General features: G+C 43.4%; 11 protein-coding genes and 1 other annotated feature. Of the genes, 5 read left to right on the top strand and 6 right to left on the bottom strand.

The window, feature by feature from the left end:
- Positions 1-192 precede the first annotated feature (192 nt).
- Positions 193-2,148, top strand: a complete 1,956-nt coding sequence (gene sltY / locus HLM86_RS17225; protein ID WP_076590101.1) for a murein transglycosylase — start codon at positions 193-195, stop codon at positions 2,146-2,148.
- Between the two features lie 48 nt (positions 2,149-2,196).
- Positions 2,197-2,493 carry a trp operon repressor gene (trpR, locus tag HLM86_RS17220; RefSeq protein ID WP_076590102.1) on the top strand — a complete coding sequence of 99 codons (297 nt, stop codon included), beginning with the start codon at positions 2,197-2,199 and terminating at the stop codon, positions 2,491-2,493.
- Positions 2,494-2,506: 13 nt separating this feature from the next.
- Here the strand turns inward: trpR and yjjX are convergent, their stop codons facing one another.
- The 6 genes from yjjX to HLM86_RS17190 form a co-directional block, all read right to left on the bottom strand.
- Positions 2,507-3,055: an inosine/xanthosine triphosphatase gene (gene yjjX / locus HLM86_RS17215; protein WP_170883417.1), complete on the bottom strand. Its 549-nt coding sequence runs from the start codon at positions 3,053-3,055 to the stop codon at positions 2,507-2,509.
- Positions 3,021-5,366, bottom strand: coding sequence for a putative bifunctional diguanylate cyclase/phosphodiesterase (locus HLM86_RS17210; protein WP_076590104.1), 2,346 nt, complete (start codon positions 5,364-5,366; stop codon positions 3,021-3,023). The genes yjjX and HLM86_RS17210 overlap by 35 nt, the downstream gene beginning before the upstream one ends.
- Positions 5,350-6,393: a polyamine ABC transporter substrate-binding protein gene (locus tag HLM86_RS17205; protein ID WP_076590105.1), complete on the bottom strand. Its 1,044-nt coding sequence runs from the start codon at positions 6,391-6,393 to the stop codon at positions 5,350-5,352. The genes HLM86_RS17210 and HLM86_RS17205 overlap by 17 nt, the downstream gene beginning before the upstream one ends.
- Before the next feature lie 164 nt (positions 6,394-6,557).
- Positions 6,558-7,736 (bottom strand): prephenate dehydratase, encoded by a 1,179-nt coding sequence (pheA, locus tag HLM86_RS17200; protein WP_076590106.1) that lies wholly within the window; start codon positions 7,734-7,736, stop codon positions 6,558-6,560.
- Between the two features lie 13 nt (positions 7,737-7,749).
- Positions 7,750-7,869: a sequence feature (Phe leader region), on the bottom strand.
- A gap of 116 nt (positions 7,870-7,985) precedes the next feature.
- Positions 7,986-8,312, bottom strand: coding sequence for a ribosome hibernation-promoting factor, HPF/YfiA family (gene hpf, locus HLM86_RS17195; protein WP_170883415.1), 327 nt, complete (start codon positions 8,310-8,312; stop codon positions 7,986-7,988).
- A gap of 429 nt (positions 8,313-8,741) precedes the next feature.
- Complete coding sequence (locus HLM86_RS17190; protein ID WP_076590108.1) at positions 8,742-9,464, bottom strand: outer membrane protein assembly factor BamD; 723 nt, start codon at positions 9,462-9,464, stop codon at positions 8,742-8,744.
- Between the two features lie 130 nt (positions 9,465-9,594).
- Here HLM86_RS17190 and rluD point away from each other — a divergent pair, with 130 nt between their 5' ends.
- The 3 genes from rluD (at position 9,595) to clpB (ending at position 13,984) form a co-directional block, all read left to right on the top strand.
- A complete protein-coding gene (gene rluD / locus HLM86_RS17185; protein WP_076590109.1) occupies positions 9,595-10,575 on the top strand; it encodes a 23S rRNA pseudouridine(1911/1915/1917) synthase RluD in 981 nt (326 codons plus the stop codon).
- A gap of 2 nt (positions 10,576-10,577) precedes the next feature.
- Positions 10,578-11,306, top strand: coding sequence for a peptidoglycan editing factor PgeF (pgeF, locus tag HLM86_RS17180; protein ID WP_076590110.1), 729 nt, complete (start codon positions 10,578-10,580; stop codon positions 11,304-11,306).
- A gap of 104 nt (positions 11,307-11,410) precedes the next feature.
- Positions 11,411-13,984 (top strand): ATP-dependent chaperone ClpB, encoded by a 2,574-nt coding sequence (clpB, locus tag HLM86_RS17175; protein ID WP_170883412.1) that lies wholly within the window; start codon positions 11,411-11,413, stop codon positions 13,982-13,984.
- The last annotated feature ends 526 nt before the right edge of the window (positions 13,985-14,510 follow it).

Raw genomic sequence — 14,510 nt, 5'->3', positions numbered from 1 at the left:
CCTTAGAAAGTCATGAGCGGGAAACGCATTGAGATTATTGATAGATAAGTGCATGATTGAAAGCGCACGGTGCAATCCATGTCACAGTTGTGTGATTTTATGATTATTTACACCTTTATGCTTTACACGGACGCCCAGAATAAGCGTAAATTAATCCACAGACTCTAACTATTCTCAACAGGACGAGAATTCATGACGTTGATGTTTCCCAAGTCGCTGTATTGTATTCCTTCATCGATTCTGATTGGTCTTTCGATGGTCTACAGCGCGAGCTTTACTTCCCCAGTGACGGCGGCCAATATTCAGGAGCAGCGTACCATTTATGACAAAGCCCAGCATTATCTCGACCGCAATCAAGTTGCCCAATATCGTCAACTTCGTCCCAAGATAAAAGACTATCCACTAACCCCTTACACAGACTACCGAGCTTTTCTCGTCAATATCGCTCAACGTACACCGATTGAAGTAGAAAACTTTATTCAAGCTTATAACACACTGCCTTTTTCTAATCGTATTCGAGCGCCCTATATTGACAGTCTGGCACGTAACAACCAGTGGGAAAAACTCGCTAACTTTCAGTCCGTTGAGCCTAAAGGTGAAACTTATCAATGTCATTATTATCATGCGCTGTACCAAACGGGCAAAAAAACACAAGCCTTTCGTGGGGCAAAGAAATTGTGGCATTCAGGGAAAAGCATTGCCGATGCATGTGACCCATTGTTTAAAGTTTGGGACAAAGCTGGCCTTAGGACAGATCAGCAAGTTTTAGAGCGTATGCTGTTGGCGTTTGAAGCGCGCAATGGCTCATTGATGAATTATCTTAAAACGCTACTTGATTCAGGAACGTCGAGAAAGCAGGCATTAGAAATGAAAAAGTTGTTCAATCGGCCTGAACGGGTGGTGACTTTTTCACGCCAACGAACTTCGACGGATTTTAACCGTCGTCAGGCTGAACTGGCTGTAAAGAAACTCGCGCGTAAAGATGCTGACTTAGCGCAGAGTGTGTTTTCAAAAGTAGTGTCTGCTCAACAATTTTCTCAGCAAGATGCGCAAAGATTGGCGGATTATATATCGTTTAGATTGATTAACACGGATAAGGCATCGCTGTCCCAATGGCGCGACACAATGATTGCCTCGTCTGGTAATGATGCGTTGATAGAGCGACGGATTCGTTTAGCAATCCAAAAGGCAGATTGGACCGGTGTCATTAAGTGGGTTGCTCACCTCTCGGAGAGTGCACAGAATACGATTCGTTGGCAATATTGGCTTGGACGCAGTGAGGTCGCCTCTGGTGATGCCATTTCGGGGAATAATCGTTTGGAGAATCTCGTGGGTCAGCGTAATTTCTACAGTGTTGCTGCTGCGAAGGAAATTCAACGTTCGATCAATTACCCTGTCTCGTCGCTTTCTCTTGAGCAACGTGCGGTGCAGCCCTTTATGAAGGCTTTAGTGCGGATAGAAGAATTGGTGGAACGGGATAAAATTACGGCAGCGAAAAGTGAATGGCGTTGGCTTCTTCAGAGAGCCAATGCTCAACAAAAAGAGATGCTGGCCGCTTATGCGTCTTACAAAAATTGGTCTCACTTATCGGTTACAGCCAGTATCACGGCTAAAATGTGGGACAACTTGGAGATTCGTTTTCCGATTGCCCATCGCTGGTGGTTTGATTTCTATGGCGAAAAACATCGAATTGACCCCATTACTCTGATGTCTTTAGCTCGCCAAGAAAGTGCTCTAGACGTTGAAGCAAGATCGCCTGTGGGCGCGCGAGGAATAATGCAAATTATGCCGTCTACAGCAAAATATACGGCACGAAAATACCAATTGGCTTATCAGAGTAGTCGTGATCTCTATGAGGTAGGGAAGAACATAGAAATAGGAAGTCATTACTTTAAAGGCTTGCTTGATCAATACGATAATAATCGAATTTTTGCGCTTGCTGCGTATAATGCAGGTCCGTATCGTGTGAAAACGTGGCGTAAGAGGACTCAGGGAAAGCTGGATGCTTACGCTTTTATCGAGGCCATTCCTTTTAAGGAAACTCGGGGATACGTGCAAAATATTTTGATGTTTGAAACGTATTATCGTGATCTACTAGGGGTTGATGGTGCTTTTCTCAATCAAAATGAAATTGATACCAGATACTAGGGTGAGAAGATCTCTTAGTATTATTACGTTTCTAGGTAAGAAGATTAGATGGCAACACAACCCGAGTACACAGATTGGCAACAGGTTTTAAATGTAATCAAAAGCAGCAGTGCTTGTGATCAGCACGAAATGCTATTAACCATGCTGCTTACACCCGATGAACGTGATTCACTGATCGCAAGAATGAATATCTTTCGAGAATTACTTAAAGGTGAATTATCACAAAGGCAGATCAGTCAGATGTTGGGCGTTGGTGTCGCGACGATCACCAGAGGCTCCAACGAGCTAAAATTAAAAACAGAGCAGGAAAAGGCGGAGATGGCCGCCTTGCTAGAGAAAAAATAAAAGCTTAGCGACTTTATGTACGTATTTCCTGCAAGTTGGCAGGAAAATAGTGCGCATTTGTAAAGGGGATAAGTGCGAGTATCAACGCCTGATGATAGACACTACTGCGCGTGAGTTGGTTTTGAGTGAGTAAACCAATCGCGCCACCCTTTTGTTTAATGTTCTCTGTTTCGAACACATCGTCCATGACCGTGCCCAGTTCATTGTCCTCATGAAGTTGTTCAATCACTATGGGTGGGAGCATTAAGCTTGCTGAGCGTGATTCTCCACGTTTCGTCTCAGATTCTATCACCATCCACGCAAATGTGATCTGGCCTTCAATCCCGGCTTCTATTCCCACGTAATAAGCGGCTAGTGGGTAGGCAAGTTTTGCATTTTTTACTCGGTTGCAAGCTCCAGTGTAGGTTTCTTGGCTATCCATCGGCTGGTCAGGGACTTCACTTTCGGCACTAATGCCAATGAATTCAAAGCTTAAATGGGGTAGCGCGGTCGTAAAGGCACTTCGCACGGCATTGATTTTTGCCGGGTTAAGCGAAGCGACGATAACAGTTGTCATCGACATCGGTCTTTCCTTCATTGCTTGAATTAACGTACTTTAGCTCTTCAAGTGGTACAGGTCGAGAGAGAAAATAGCCTTGCATATAATCGCACTGATTGTCAGCGAGCCATTGGTGCATCTCCTCGGACTCAATACCTTCAGCGGTGACTATCATTGACTGAGAGTGACACAGGTCAACAAGGGGTTTGACGACTTTCTGATTATTGGTTTTTATCAGGGCCGCGAGAAATTCGCGATCAAGCTTGATTTTTTGGACTGGGTATTCGACCAGTTGTGTGATGGAGGTATAGCCCGAACCAAAATCGTCAATGGCCAGTTTAAAACCCATGATCGAGAGTTCATGGAGCAGTGAATAGCTCTGAGAATCAGTGGCAAACGTTTCTGTAATTTCAAAATCAATTAAGCTGGGTATCACATTGTATTTATGCGCCATAGATTGAATATCCCTTGCTAATTGCAAAGAATCCAGTTCCGCGGATGAAAGGTTAATGGAAAGTTGGATATCGTGTTCAAAGCTGTTCTGTAATGCAACGAAATCCTTAAATGCGCTTTCGATAACCCAGCGATCTATTTTTCCAAATAAGCCTGTTTTTTCTGATATTGGGATGAATTCGTCTGGGCTGACTCGGCCCATAATTGGGGACTCCCAACGCAATAACGCTTCGACGCCAACGATCTTTGTACCTGAGCGTTCAAAGTAAGGTTGGTACTTTAAAGTAAATTCCTGATTAAATTCACCATTTCGCAATGCTCGTTCAATTTGGACTCGTCGATAAACAATCTTTCCTAGCTCTTCTGAATAGCGTGCAATCTGGTTTTTTCCTGCTCGCTTAGCTTGGTACATCGCGGTGTCTGCATTAGAAAGCAGCTTCTCCAGATCTTGGCCGTCTTTGGGATAAGTAGCGATCCCAATACTCGCGGTAATCGGGAAATTACCCAGTGGTGAATTTTTGGGGTTTTGAATCGGTTCAAGCACCGCCTGAGCAATGGTATCCGGCGAGTCACTTTCGCAGGCGGATGCAATAAAAATCGCAAACTCATCGCCTGATAGCCTTGAAGCTAGGCATTTTATTCCATGACTTGTCTGATATTGATGGCAAACGCCTCGAATATGTTGAGCGAAATTGATCAGGAGTGAGTCACCTGAGTGGTGTCCGTATTTATCGTTGACATACTTAAAATTATCAAGGTCGATGTACAAAATCCAAGCATGGGTGTGAAGTAGCTTGTTAGCCAGAGCTTGTTCAATCGATACTTGGAATTGATAGCGGTTCGCCAGCTGGGTAAGGTGATCATTTTCAGCCATTGCTTTTGTTTTTTGATAGCTTGAATTGAGCTCTTTGTACATATCATAAAAACGAGCTGATAGCCGCCCAATCTCATCATTGCTGCGCAGTCGATCAATATTGTGTTTTTTCCTCTGTTCTACTTCTTGTAGTTGCATTTCTAAGCGAATGATTGGGCTGACGACTCTGCGGTGGAGCAAGAACAATAAAATGACAATAGTGACTACAGTTGATGCGCCAAAAAATAGGGTCAACCACTGTTCGATCTTATTGAGCTTTTCTGAAATGAGGTACGGCGCAGGATCCAAAATCGCAAACAAGCTTGGTTGAAGTTCCACTGACTGAGTTAAACCTGATTTGACAATGGGTTCATCCGTGAAAAACAAGCTCGTATCATTATCGAATTCTATGATGTGCTTTAGCTGATCAAATTTATCAAGAGATAAGTAGACAATAACAAAGAAGACCTGATCTTTATTATAACTTAGCGGTGACATCAGAGTATTTACATCCAAGACATCGTAGCGAACAAGTATGCTTTGTCCCTGCTGATTACGAGTAAATCCAGTGTGCGATGTTGCTCCCGAGAGTCTGTAAGTATTGTCCACAAACTGGTGCACATTCCGGTCAAGTTTGGAGAAAGGATCTGCTTGATTGTCTGCATAAAACTTTAACTGCCTATGACGATCAAAAATGGCCACTGCGATTTGATTTTTACGGTTAGCTTGTAAGTTGTCTATGGTTATCTGCAGGTTGTCAATCAGCTCCATTTCACTATAAGGGTTGTCTTGCTGAAAAAAATAATGACGTATGATGTCACTTTTAGTCAGCGTGAGTGAATAGCTATTAAGTAGCGCGACCGATTGACGAAAGTGGCCTGAAAGCTTCTCCATTGTGAGTTGCAAGTAGCTGTTTTCGCGTTTCGTTAACGCGTCTTTTTGGTTGTTATAAATGCCGTAGCTAGAAAACGCTGCGCTCATTAAGATGACGGGCGATACTAACAACAGAACTCTAGTGCTGAGCTTCATGACGTTTCAAAATGCGATTGATGATTTTTGCTCGTAAGCTGATATTTGATGCCGAGAGTTCGCTATCTACACGACCTTGTTCGACTCTTTCTTTTTCAGGAAATAATGATGCATCATTTTTGTACCAATCAGGCACCAGTTTTAAGGCTGTTAAGTTCGGAGTAGCAGCTTTGATGTCTTTTGCATTTATTGCAGCTATTTTGGGATCCATAAGATACTCAAGGAAGGCTTTTGCCGCTGTTTTATTTTGAGAATGGCTGTTGATGGCAAGGCAGTCAACCCATAAAAACAACTCTCCTTCAGGGGCAATAAAGTGCCATTGCTGTTCCTCGTAAAAGCGATTAAGTGAATATTGGTCGCCACTGTAGGCGAGCGCCATCGCGAGCTTGTCCGCTTTTTCATGGCTGCGAATGTAGCTGAGAATATATTCATACGTCAGGATTTTATCGTTGAATGCTTGTAAGGCTGGATAAGCCCGTTGCAGGAGTCTTTCGTCGTCTTCGGTTGGTGAGATGTTTAAGCTGTAAAAGACAGGTAGAAAGCTTTCGATACTATCGTTGATCATCCCTATTTTCCCTTCCAAGTCCTTGGGAGGGTTGACAAAGTTCCGCCAAGTTTTCGGGGGCGATCCAACCAAATCTTGGCGGTAAGCGATGCCTACGGTTCCCCAAAAGTAAGGAATCGCATGATTACCACAGGCTTGGAGCCACTTTTTGTCGTTGTGATGGCGGTTTTCTAACTGAGAGAGATCTTCAAAAGCGCCTTGCCTTCCATAGATATTGGCTGACACATTATCCAAAATGACGATATCAAAGGGTAATTGAACACTTTTCATCATGAGCAAGCTTCGTTCATCATCATTGTCGAAGTGAGAAAACTTAAGTTGGGTGGGTGACTCTTTATGCCAGTTGTCGACCACATTTTGAGAGAGAGTATCTTCCCACATGTAGATATTTAGGGACTCAGCAGAGTGTGCGGCAAAGCTGTGAATGAATGTAACGGCGATGACTAGGGTGTTCAACCTCATAGTAGCTAGAAAATTCCCATCTATTCGGTGAATGGATACTGCCTACCAGAGTGGGAGGCCGGTGAGGGCTGACACTACCAATATGCAACAAGGTTGTGCATGTTAGGTTTATTTATATAGTGTGTCAGTCACCTCTGGTCATTTATTTGATCTGTCTGACTTAATTACTGGAGTTTAACGTTTGTCGGCTTAACATTTTCACTTGGATAACAGCCCAATATTTTGAGGTGTTTAGTGAGTTGCGTAAGTTCGTTGAGGGCGAGTTGCATCTCATTTGACTCAATATGGGATTCAAGGTCAACGTAAAACATTTCTTCCCAAGGATTGCCCATAATGGGTCTAGACTCCAGCTTGTTAATATTAATGTTGTACTTTTGGAGTACCAACAAGGTTGAAACTAAAGCGCCAGCTTCCTGAGAAGTGGACATGATGAGGGTTGTCTTAGCTGGAATCTGGGTCGATACTTCAACGGGTTTCCGCGCAACGACGATAAAGCGAGTGTGGTTTTCTGTTTGGTTAGCGATATTACCTTGGATAGATTGTAGGCCGTAAAGTTTACCACTAGATGCATTACCGATAGCGGCGACATCATTCCGGTTCATTTCCTTCACTTTTTTCATTGCATCTGCTGTACTGGAACAGGATTCCAATACCACGCCTTTCATACGGCTTAGGAACTCGCTACATTGTTGGTGAGGCTGCGGATGAGAGTATAACGTTTTGATGTCTTCAAGGCGAAGCTCAGTAGTGGCAACGAGACAATGTTCAATCGGCAGCGTGAGTTCACCGACGATATAAAGTGTCGTATGTTGCAGCAGATCATAGACTTCATTAATTGATCCGGAGCTGGTGTTTTCTATAGGTAAGACACCGTAATCGGCATGGCCGGATTCAACAGTCTGAGTGACCTCCTTAAAATGTTCACAGTTAAGCTCAATCAAATCGATGTTCTTTCGACTGAAATATTCATGGCTAGCTAAATAAGAGTAAGATCCCTTAGAACCGAGAAAAGCGACGCGAGACAGAGGCTTACGGCTCAGTTCAGGGTTGGCTAGATTCTGTAAATAAGACTGCTGAAGAAGCACAGAATCTTCGATAATAGTGTGAAACAGTTTGGTAATATACTGAGCATCCAACTCATACAGGTCACGCCCTGAATTAATGAGCTTAACCAAAAGCTGTTGTTCTCGATTAGCATCTCGCACAGGTTTTGAGGTCTTGACTTTGCTTTTTGCGACTTCAATACTCATTTTTCTTCGCTCAGATAAGAGCCTGAGTAGCTCGTCATCCAGCTCATTTAAACGTACGCGAATTTCATCGAGTGAGTATTTTTTTTCGGTCATCCTGCATTCCTATATAAAAAAACCTCCCAGTGGGAGGCTTTCTGTTCGTTTTTGATTTATCTTTCGAAAACGAGAGAGCCTCCAGTGTTAGTGGAGAAAAAATAAGTCAAAAAAGAACTGTGCACTGTGAGGCATAATAAAATCATTTTTTGTGATAGTGCCTACACAATAAGCAACCACTTATTGATCGTCAAGCAAAAAAATAGCGCCTTCCGGCGCTATTCTCTCTGTTAAATTGTAGTTCTAAATTTACTCAACTTCTTCTTCGAGTTCTGGTTTTGTTGCTCGGCGAGCTTCAGGTTTGTGGCGTAGCTTATTTAGCTGACGCTCAAGCTTTTGTTCTACCTCATTGACAGCAATATATAAATCTTCATGGGTTGAGGAGGCAACCAGTTGACCTTTAGGTATCGTAATAACGGCTTCAAATTTCTTTTGCTTATTCGGCTCTTCACTGAAGGTTGCCTGACAGCCTATGATGTCGACTTGCCACTTTTCTAACTTTTTGAATTTGCTCTCAATGTGTGAGCGGATTGCAGAGGTAATGTCGATGTTCTTACCAGTGATATTTACTTTCATAGATGTTTTCCTCTGAAGCATCCCTTGTGGGGTTAACTTCAGACTACTCGTCTCCATTAAAAATAACGTGATATACATCACCTTTTAGTCGGTATTTGGGTTGGTTGAATTTAAACGTGACCTATTTCAAAGAGTCTCGGTATGACCAAGAGAAAGTGCTTGAACCTATCAAAAATCTTGCTAAATTTAGAGACGAAATCAACTAAAAATTCAATGCTTTTTAGTGACTTATTGCGGCTAAAGAAAAGATAAACTTGTTAGCCAATCACTTGTTACCCACTATCATCTGTTGCGCTGTATAAAGCGGTTAGAAAATCGGATAGCCCGTTGCTTGGGCACATAGATTTTCGGGCTCGCAGGGTTAACTATCGATATTCTAAAAAACCGCTTCGTTTGAAGCGGTTTTTTGTTTCACAGAAGAAGGTTTACTTAAGGGTTCAATTGAATGAGTTGTTCTGTTCGTTGAACAGCTTCCTCTAATCCCAACTGTTGATAGGCAGCAAGTTGAATTTCTAGAGACTTGCGAGCGGCTTGAGTATCTGGATAGGTTTTTTGTAGTTCCTGCGATCGGTTGATGGCGGCGATCCACGCTTCTCGACGAAGGTAAAAGTCTGCTGTGGCAAGGTCATAGTTCGCCAGACGATTTTTTAAAGCAAACAAGCGTTGCTGTGCATCCTCGGCATAAGGACTGTCAGGGCTACGTTCCAGTAATTTTTTGAAATCAGCAAAGGCTTTCTTCACAGGTTCAGGGTCGCGATCACTGCGATCCACGTTGAACAAATCGTGCATAAAGTTTCGGTCTTGCGCCATGTGAGTTAACCCGCGCATGTAAAGTACCCAATCGAGCTTTTCGTGAGTGGGGTTTAGGCGTGAAAAACGCTCTATTGTTGCAAGGCCAAGTGCTAGATCATCATTTTTGTAGTAGGCATAAATTAAATCTAATTGAACCTGAGCGGAATATGCCCCGAATGGATAACGTGAATCCAATGCTTCCAATTTATCAATTGCCGTTAACCAGTTGCCACTTTGCAGCGATATCTGTGCTTCTGAGTAGAGTTGAGAGGGTGGTACGTCCGGTACGACTTCTTTGCTGCTAGAGCAACCAACTAAAACGGAGAGTGCCAACAAGCCAGATAAAGTATGCTTTTTCATGTCAGGATTCGATTCCTTGAGATAAATATTTTTTTTGCTTCCGTTACTTTCTTGGCGGTAGCAGATACAATGGAACAATATTCTTCCACACTAGTGACAATTAGTCTCACAGTTTTTAAAAAAGTTCGATATGGCACAGCAGATTGAATTAACAAATACAGTAAAAGATAGCCAGCTCGGTCAGCGTTTGGACCAAGCTATTGCCGAATTATTCGCCGATTTTTCTCGCTCACGTCTCAAAGAGTGGTTGCTAGGGGGTAAAGTACAAGTAAATGGTGAGGTTGTGACCAAGCCAAGAACTCGGGTAATGGGGGGAGAGGAAATCATCCTCCAAGCCGAACTTGAAGATGAAGAACGCTGGGAAGCACAAGATATTCCTTTGGATATCGTTTATGAAGATGACGACATTATGGTGATCAATAAACCACGAGGTTTTGTTGTTCACCCTGGTGCAGGTACGCCTGATGGAACAGTGTTAAATGCTTTGTTGCACCATTTTCCTAACATAGCTGAAGTTCCGCGAGCGGGTATTGTTCATCGTCTTGATAAAGACACCACAGGTTTAATGGTGGTCGCCAAAACCGTACCTGCTCAAACTCGCCTAGTGCGCGCATTACAGAAGAAGCGCAACTTTGTCCGTGAGTATGAAGCGATTGCGATTGGCCGAATGACTGCTGGTGGTCGAGTGGAGCAACCGATTGGTCGTCACTCAACCAAGCGAACGCTGATGGCTGTGAGCCCTATGGGTAAGCCGGCTATAACGCATTATCGAGTTGCTGAACACTTCCGTGAGCATACTCGTATTCGCTTACGCCTTGAAACTGGCCGTACTCACCAGATTCGTGTTCATATGTCTTATTTACAGCACCCACTATTGGGTGACACTGCATATGGTGGCCGTGCGCGTATACCAAGTGGCGCTTCACAAGAATTGGCTGAACACATCCGTTCTTTTGACCGTCAGGCTTTGCATGCTGTCATGCTTAAGTTTGAACACCCAAGGACAGGTGAGGAGGTTGAGTTTCACGCGCCAGTACCAGACGATATGATTGAAATGGCTGAAGCACTGCGACAGGATACTCGTGAATATGGCTTGGAAGATGATTTTTAATCATGGGTATGATTATCCCCAATTGGCCAGCAGCAGGAAACATTAAAGCCATTTCTTCGACAAGAATAGGTGGATTTTCTCGTGGCCCATATCAAGGATTGAATTTGGGCACACATGTTGGGGATGATAATCATACCGTTGAAAGAAACCGAGGTGAGATTGAGTATCTGGCAAATATGCCGTCAGCGCCCGTGTGGCTCAACCAGACCCATTCAACAGTGGTGGAAAGTCTGGTTCAGCCAACCACAACAGTGCTCGATGCTGATGGGGCGTTTACCCAAAGTTCGGGAGTGGTTTGTTGCGCGATGACAGCGGATTGTCTTCCGGTACTTTTAACGAATGTGCTTGGTACACAAGTGGCGGCAGTGCATGCTGGCTGGCGCGGTTTGGCCAGCGGTATTATTGAAAATGCAGTGATAAAGTTTGATGGTGAAGTGATGGCTTGGATCGGTCCTGCCATAGGTCAAACCGTTTTTGAAGTGGGCAGAGACGTTGTCGAGGCGTTTACGGCCATCGTTCCTAGCGCCATTGAGGCCTTTACGCAGAGGGAACAAAAAGGAAAGTGGTTAGCCGATATGAATGTATTGGCGACTCAAAGACTTAACCGAGCAGGCGTTCATCGTATTTACTATAGCAATTTATGCACTTATGAAGATTCAAATCGCTTTTACTCGTATCGCCGCAATGGCACCACGGGCAGACAAGCAACCTTTATCTGGAAAGAAAACTAAATAAACTGTGAAGTCAGCATAGACTTACCCTTGAAAACTCAGGTTTCTGTAGCCATCTTCCATACTGATTATAAGAGTTTTTCTTTGAGGTTAGGAAAGTAGGCATGCGTCTTGACAGATTCACAAGCAAGTTTCAAATCGCGATATCCGATGCCCAGTCATTAGCACTAGGTAGGGATCACCAATATATAGAACCTGTTCACCTTATGGTTGCATTGATGGATCAAAATGGCAGCCCCATTCGTCCATTGCTGACCATACTTGATGTTGATGTCACTCATTTACGCTCAAAAGTGAGTGAGATTCTTGACCGCTTGCCCAAAGTCAGTGGTATTGGCGGAGATGTCCAACTATCCAGCTCTATGGGCGCACTATTCAATCTCTGCGATAAAGTCGCTCAAAAGCGCCAAGATGCGTATATTTCGTCTGAAGTTTTTTTACTGGCAGCAATTGAAGACAAAGGGCCATTGGGCGAATTGTTAAAAGAGCTGGGTTTAACTGAAAAGAAGCTTAGTTCTGCGATTGATAAAGTTAGAGGCGGGCAGAAAGTCAATGATCAGAATGCTGAAGATTTACGTCAATCTTTAGAGAAATTTACGATTGATCTGACTGAGAGAGCTGAGCAGGGCAAACTCGATCCTGTTATTGGCAGGGATGATGAAATTCGGCGAACCATTCAAGTGCTTCAACGTCGTACAAAAAACAATCCGGTGATTATCGGTGAACCTGGGGTAGGCAAAACGGCCATTGTTGAAGGGTTAGCCCAGCGCATCATTAATAACGAGGTGCCGGAAGGATTGCGTAACAAGCGCGTACTCTCACTTGATATGGGCGCGCTGGTTGCTGGAGCAAAATATAGAGGTGAATTTGAAGAACGTTTAAAGTCGGTATTAAATGAACTGTCTAAAGAAGAAGGCAGTGTCATCCTTTTTATTGATGAAATCCACACAATGGTCGGTGCTGGTAAAGGTGAAGGCTCTATGGATGCCGGTAATATGCTGAAACCGGCTTTGGCAAGAGGTGAATTACACTGTGTAGGAGCCACTACATTAGATGAGTACCGTCAATACATCGAAAAAGATCCGGCTTTGGAACGTCGTTTTCAGAAAGTTCTCGTAGAAGAACCATCTGTCGAAGATACCGTGGCTATTCTACGTGGACTCAAAGAACGTTATGAACTTCATCACCATGTCGAAATTACTGACCCTGCTATTGTTGCAGCGGCGAGCTTATCTCACCGCTATATCTCTGATCGTCAATTGCCAGATAAGGCCATCGATCTTATCGATGAGGCCGCTTCGAGTATTCGAATACAGATTGATTCCAAACCCGAATCACTGGATAAATTAGAGCGAAAAATCATTCAGCTCAAAATAGAACAACAAGCACTCACGAACGAGCACGATGAAGCAAGTGAAAAGCGCTTGAGTACGCTAAACGATGAGCTAAGTGAACGAGAAAGAGCGTTTGCAGAACTTGAAGAAGTATGGAACGCTGAGAAAGCATCGTTATCAGGTACCCAACATATAAAAGGTGAGCTTGAGCAAGCGCGCTTGGATATGGAATTTGCTCGTCGAGCCGGAGACCTAAACCGAATGTCAGAGCTTCAATATGGGCGTATCCCAGAGTTGGAGAAGCAACTTGATCTGGCGACTCAAGCTGAAATGCAGGAAATGACTTTATTGCGTAATAAGGTTACTGATAACGAAATTGCAGATGTACTCTCAAAGCAAACTGGTATTCCAGTGTCTAAGATGCTTGAAGCGGAAAAAGAAAAACTCTTGCGTATGGAAGATGAACTTCATAAACGTGTCATAGGCCAAACTGAAGCCGTGGAAGTGGTTTCTAATGCTATTCGCCGCAGTAGAGCGGGTTTATCGGACCCTGACAAACCAATTGGATCGTTTTTGTGTTTAGGTCCGACTGGGGTTGGCAAAACGGAATTGTGTAAATCACTCGCGCACTTTATGTTTGATAGTGAAAGTGCCATGGTCCGCATCGATATGTCAGAGTTTATGGAAAAGCACTCGGTTGCTCGTTTGGTCGGAGCACCTCCCGGTTACGTTGGTTATGAAGAGGGGGGATATCTGACAGAAGCGGTGCGCAGAAAACCTTATTCTGTTATCTTGTTGGATGAGGTCGAAAAAGCCCATCCAGATGTGTTTAACATTTTGTTGCAAGTTCTAGATGATGGTCGCTTGACCGATGGCCAAGGTCGAACGGTCGATTTTCGCAATACTGTGGTCATTATGACGTCCAACCTAGGTTCTGCACGAATTCAAGAAAACTTTGGTGCGCTTGATTATGAAAGTATGAAATCTCAGGTCATGGAAGTGGTCAACAAGCATTTCCGACCTGAATTTTTGAATCGAGTGGATGAGAGCGTTGTTTTCCATCCGTTGGGTCAGGCTCACATTAAATCCATCGCATCGATTCAACTTAACCAGCTGTCGACTCGGATGGAAGATAAAGGCTATTCGCTTGAAGTCTCGGAAAAAGCATTAGAGCTGATAGCACAGGTTGGTTTTGATCCGGTATTTGGCGCTCGTCCGCTCAAGCGAGCCATCCAGCAAACAGTGGAGAATCCGTTGGCCAAAGCGATACTGGCTGGCAAGATTTTACCGGAAAAGCCAGTTAAGTTGGTGGTCAGTAAAGATCAAATCATTGCACATCAATAAAAAACAAGGCCCTTTCGGGCCTTTTTGCTGTAATTTAAATCGATTTGGTTAGTTTGTCAGCTAATGGTGTGAGAAGTTGAATTTATTTCAATTTAAAGCTTGTGCTCAAGAAGATTATCTCTATAATCCGCTCTCGTTGTCACGGGAAGCTGATTCAGCAATCCGAGGCATCGAGCGGTTAAAAGTTAAGTTATTAACTTTAAGAGAAAATAACGAAAAAAGTGTTTGACACAACAAGTTATCTCGCTAAAATAGCCGTCCGTTTTGAGCAAAGCTTAAAACAACGCTCTTTAAAAATATAAACCTATCAATCTGTGTGGGCACTCGTTGATGATAATCCAAAAATGATTCTATTGAATCACTTTAGGTATCAATGAACTGAGTGACCAATACAAATAACTTCGGTTATTTGGCACAGTCAATTCATTATCATTCTGTTGGAATGGTAATAGCTTTAAAATTGCTTGTTACTTTCGAGTAACGATAAGTTTTGAAGTCAGTATTCATTGAGCCGAACAAAATCTTA

Origin of the sequence: Vibrio ostreicida (assembly GCF_013074385.2) — a bacterium.
GTDB classification, from domain to species: domain Bacteria; phylum Pseudomonadota; class Gammaproteobacteria; order Enterobacterales; family Vibrionaceae; genus Vibrio; species Vibrio ostreicida.
This window is presented reverse-complemented; position numbering and strand designations above follow the sequence as displayed.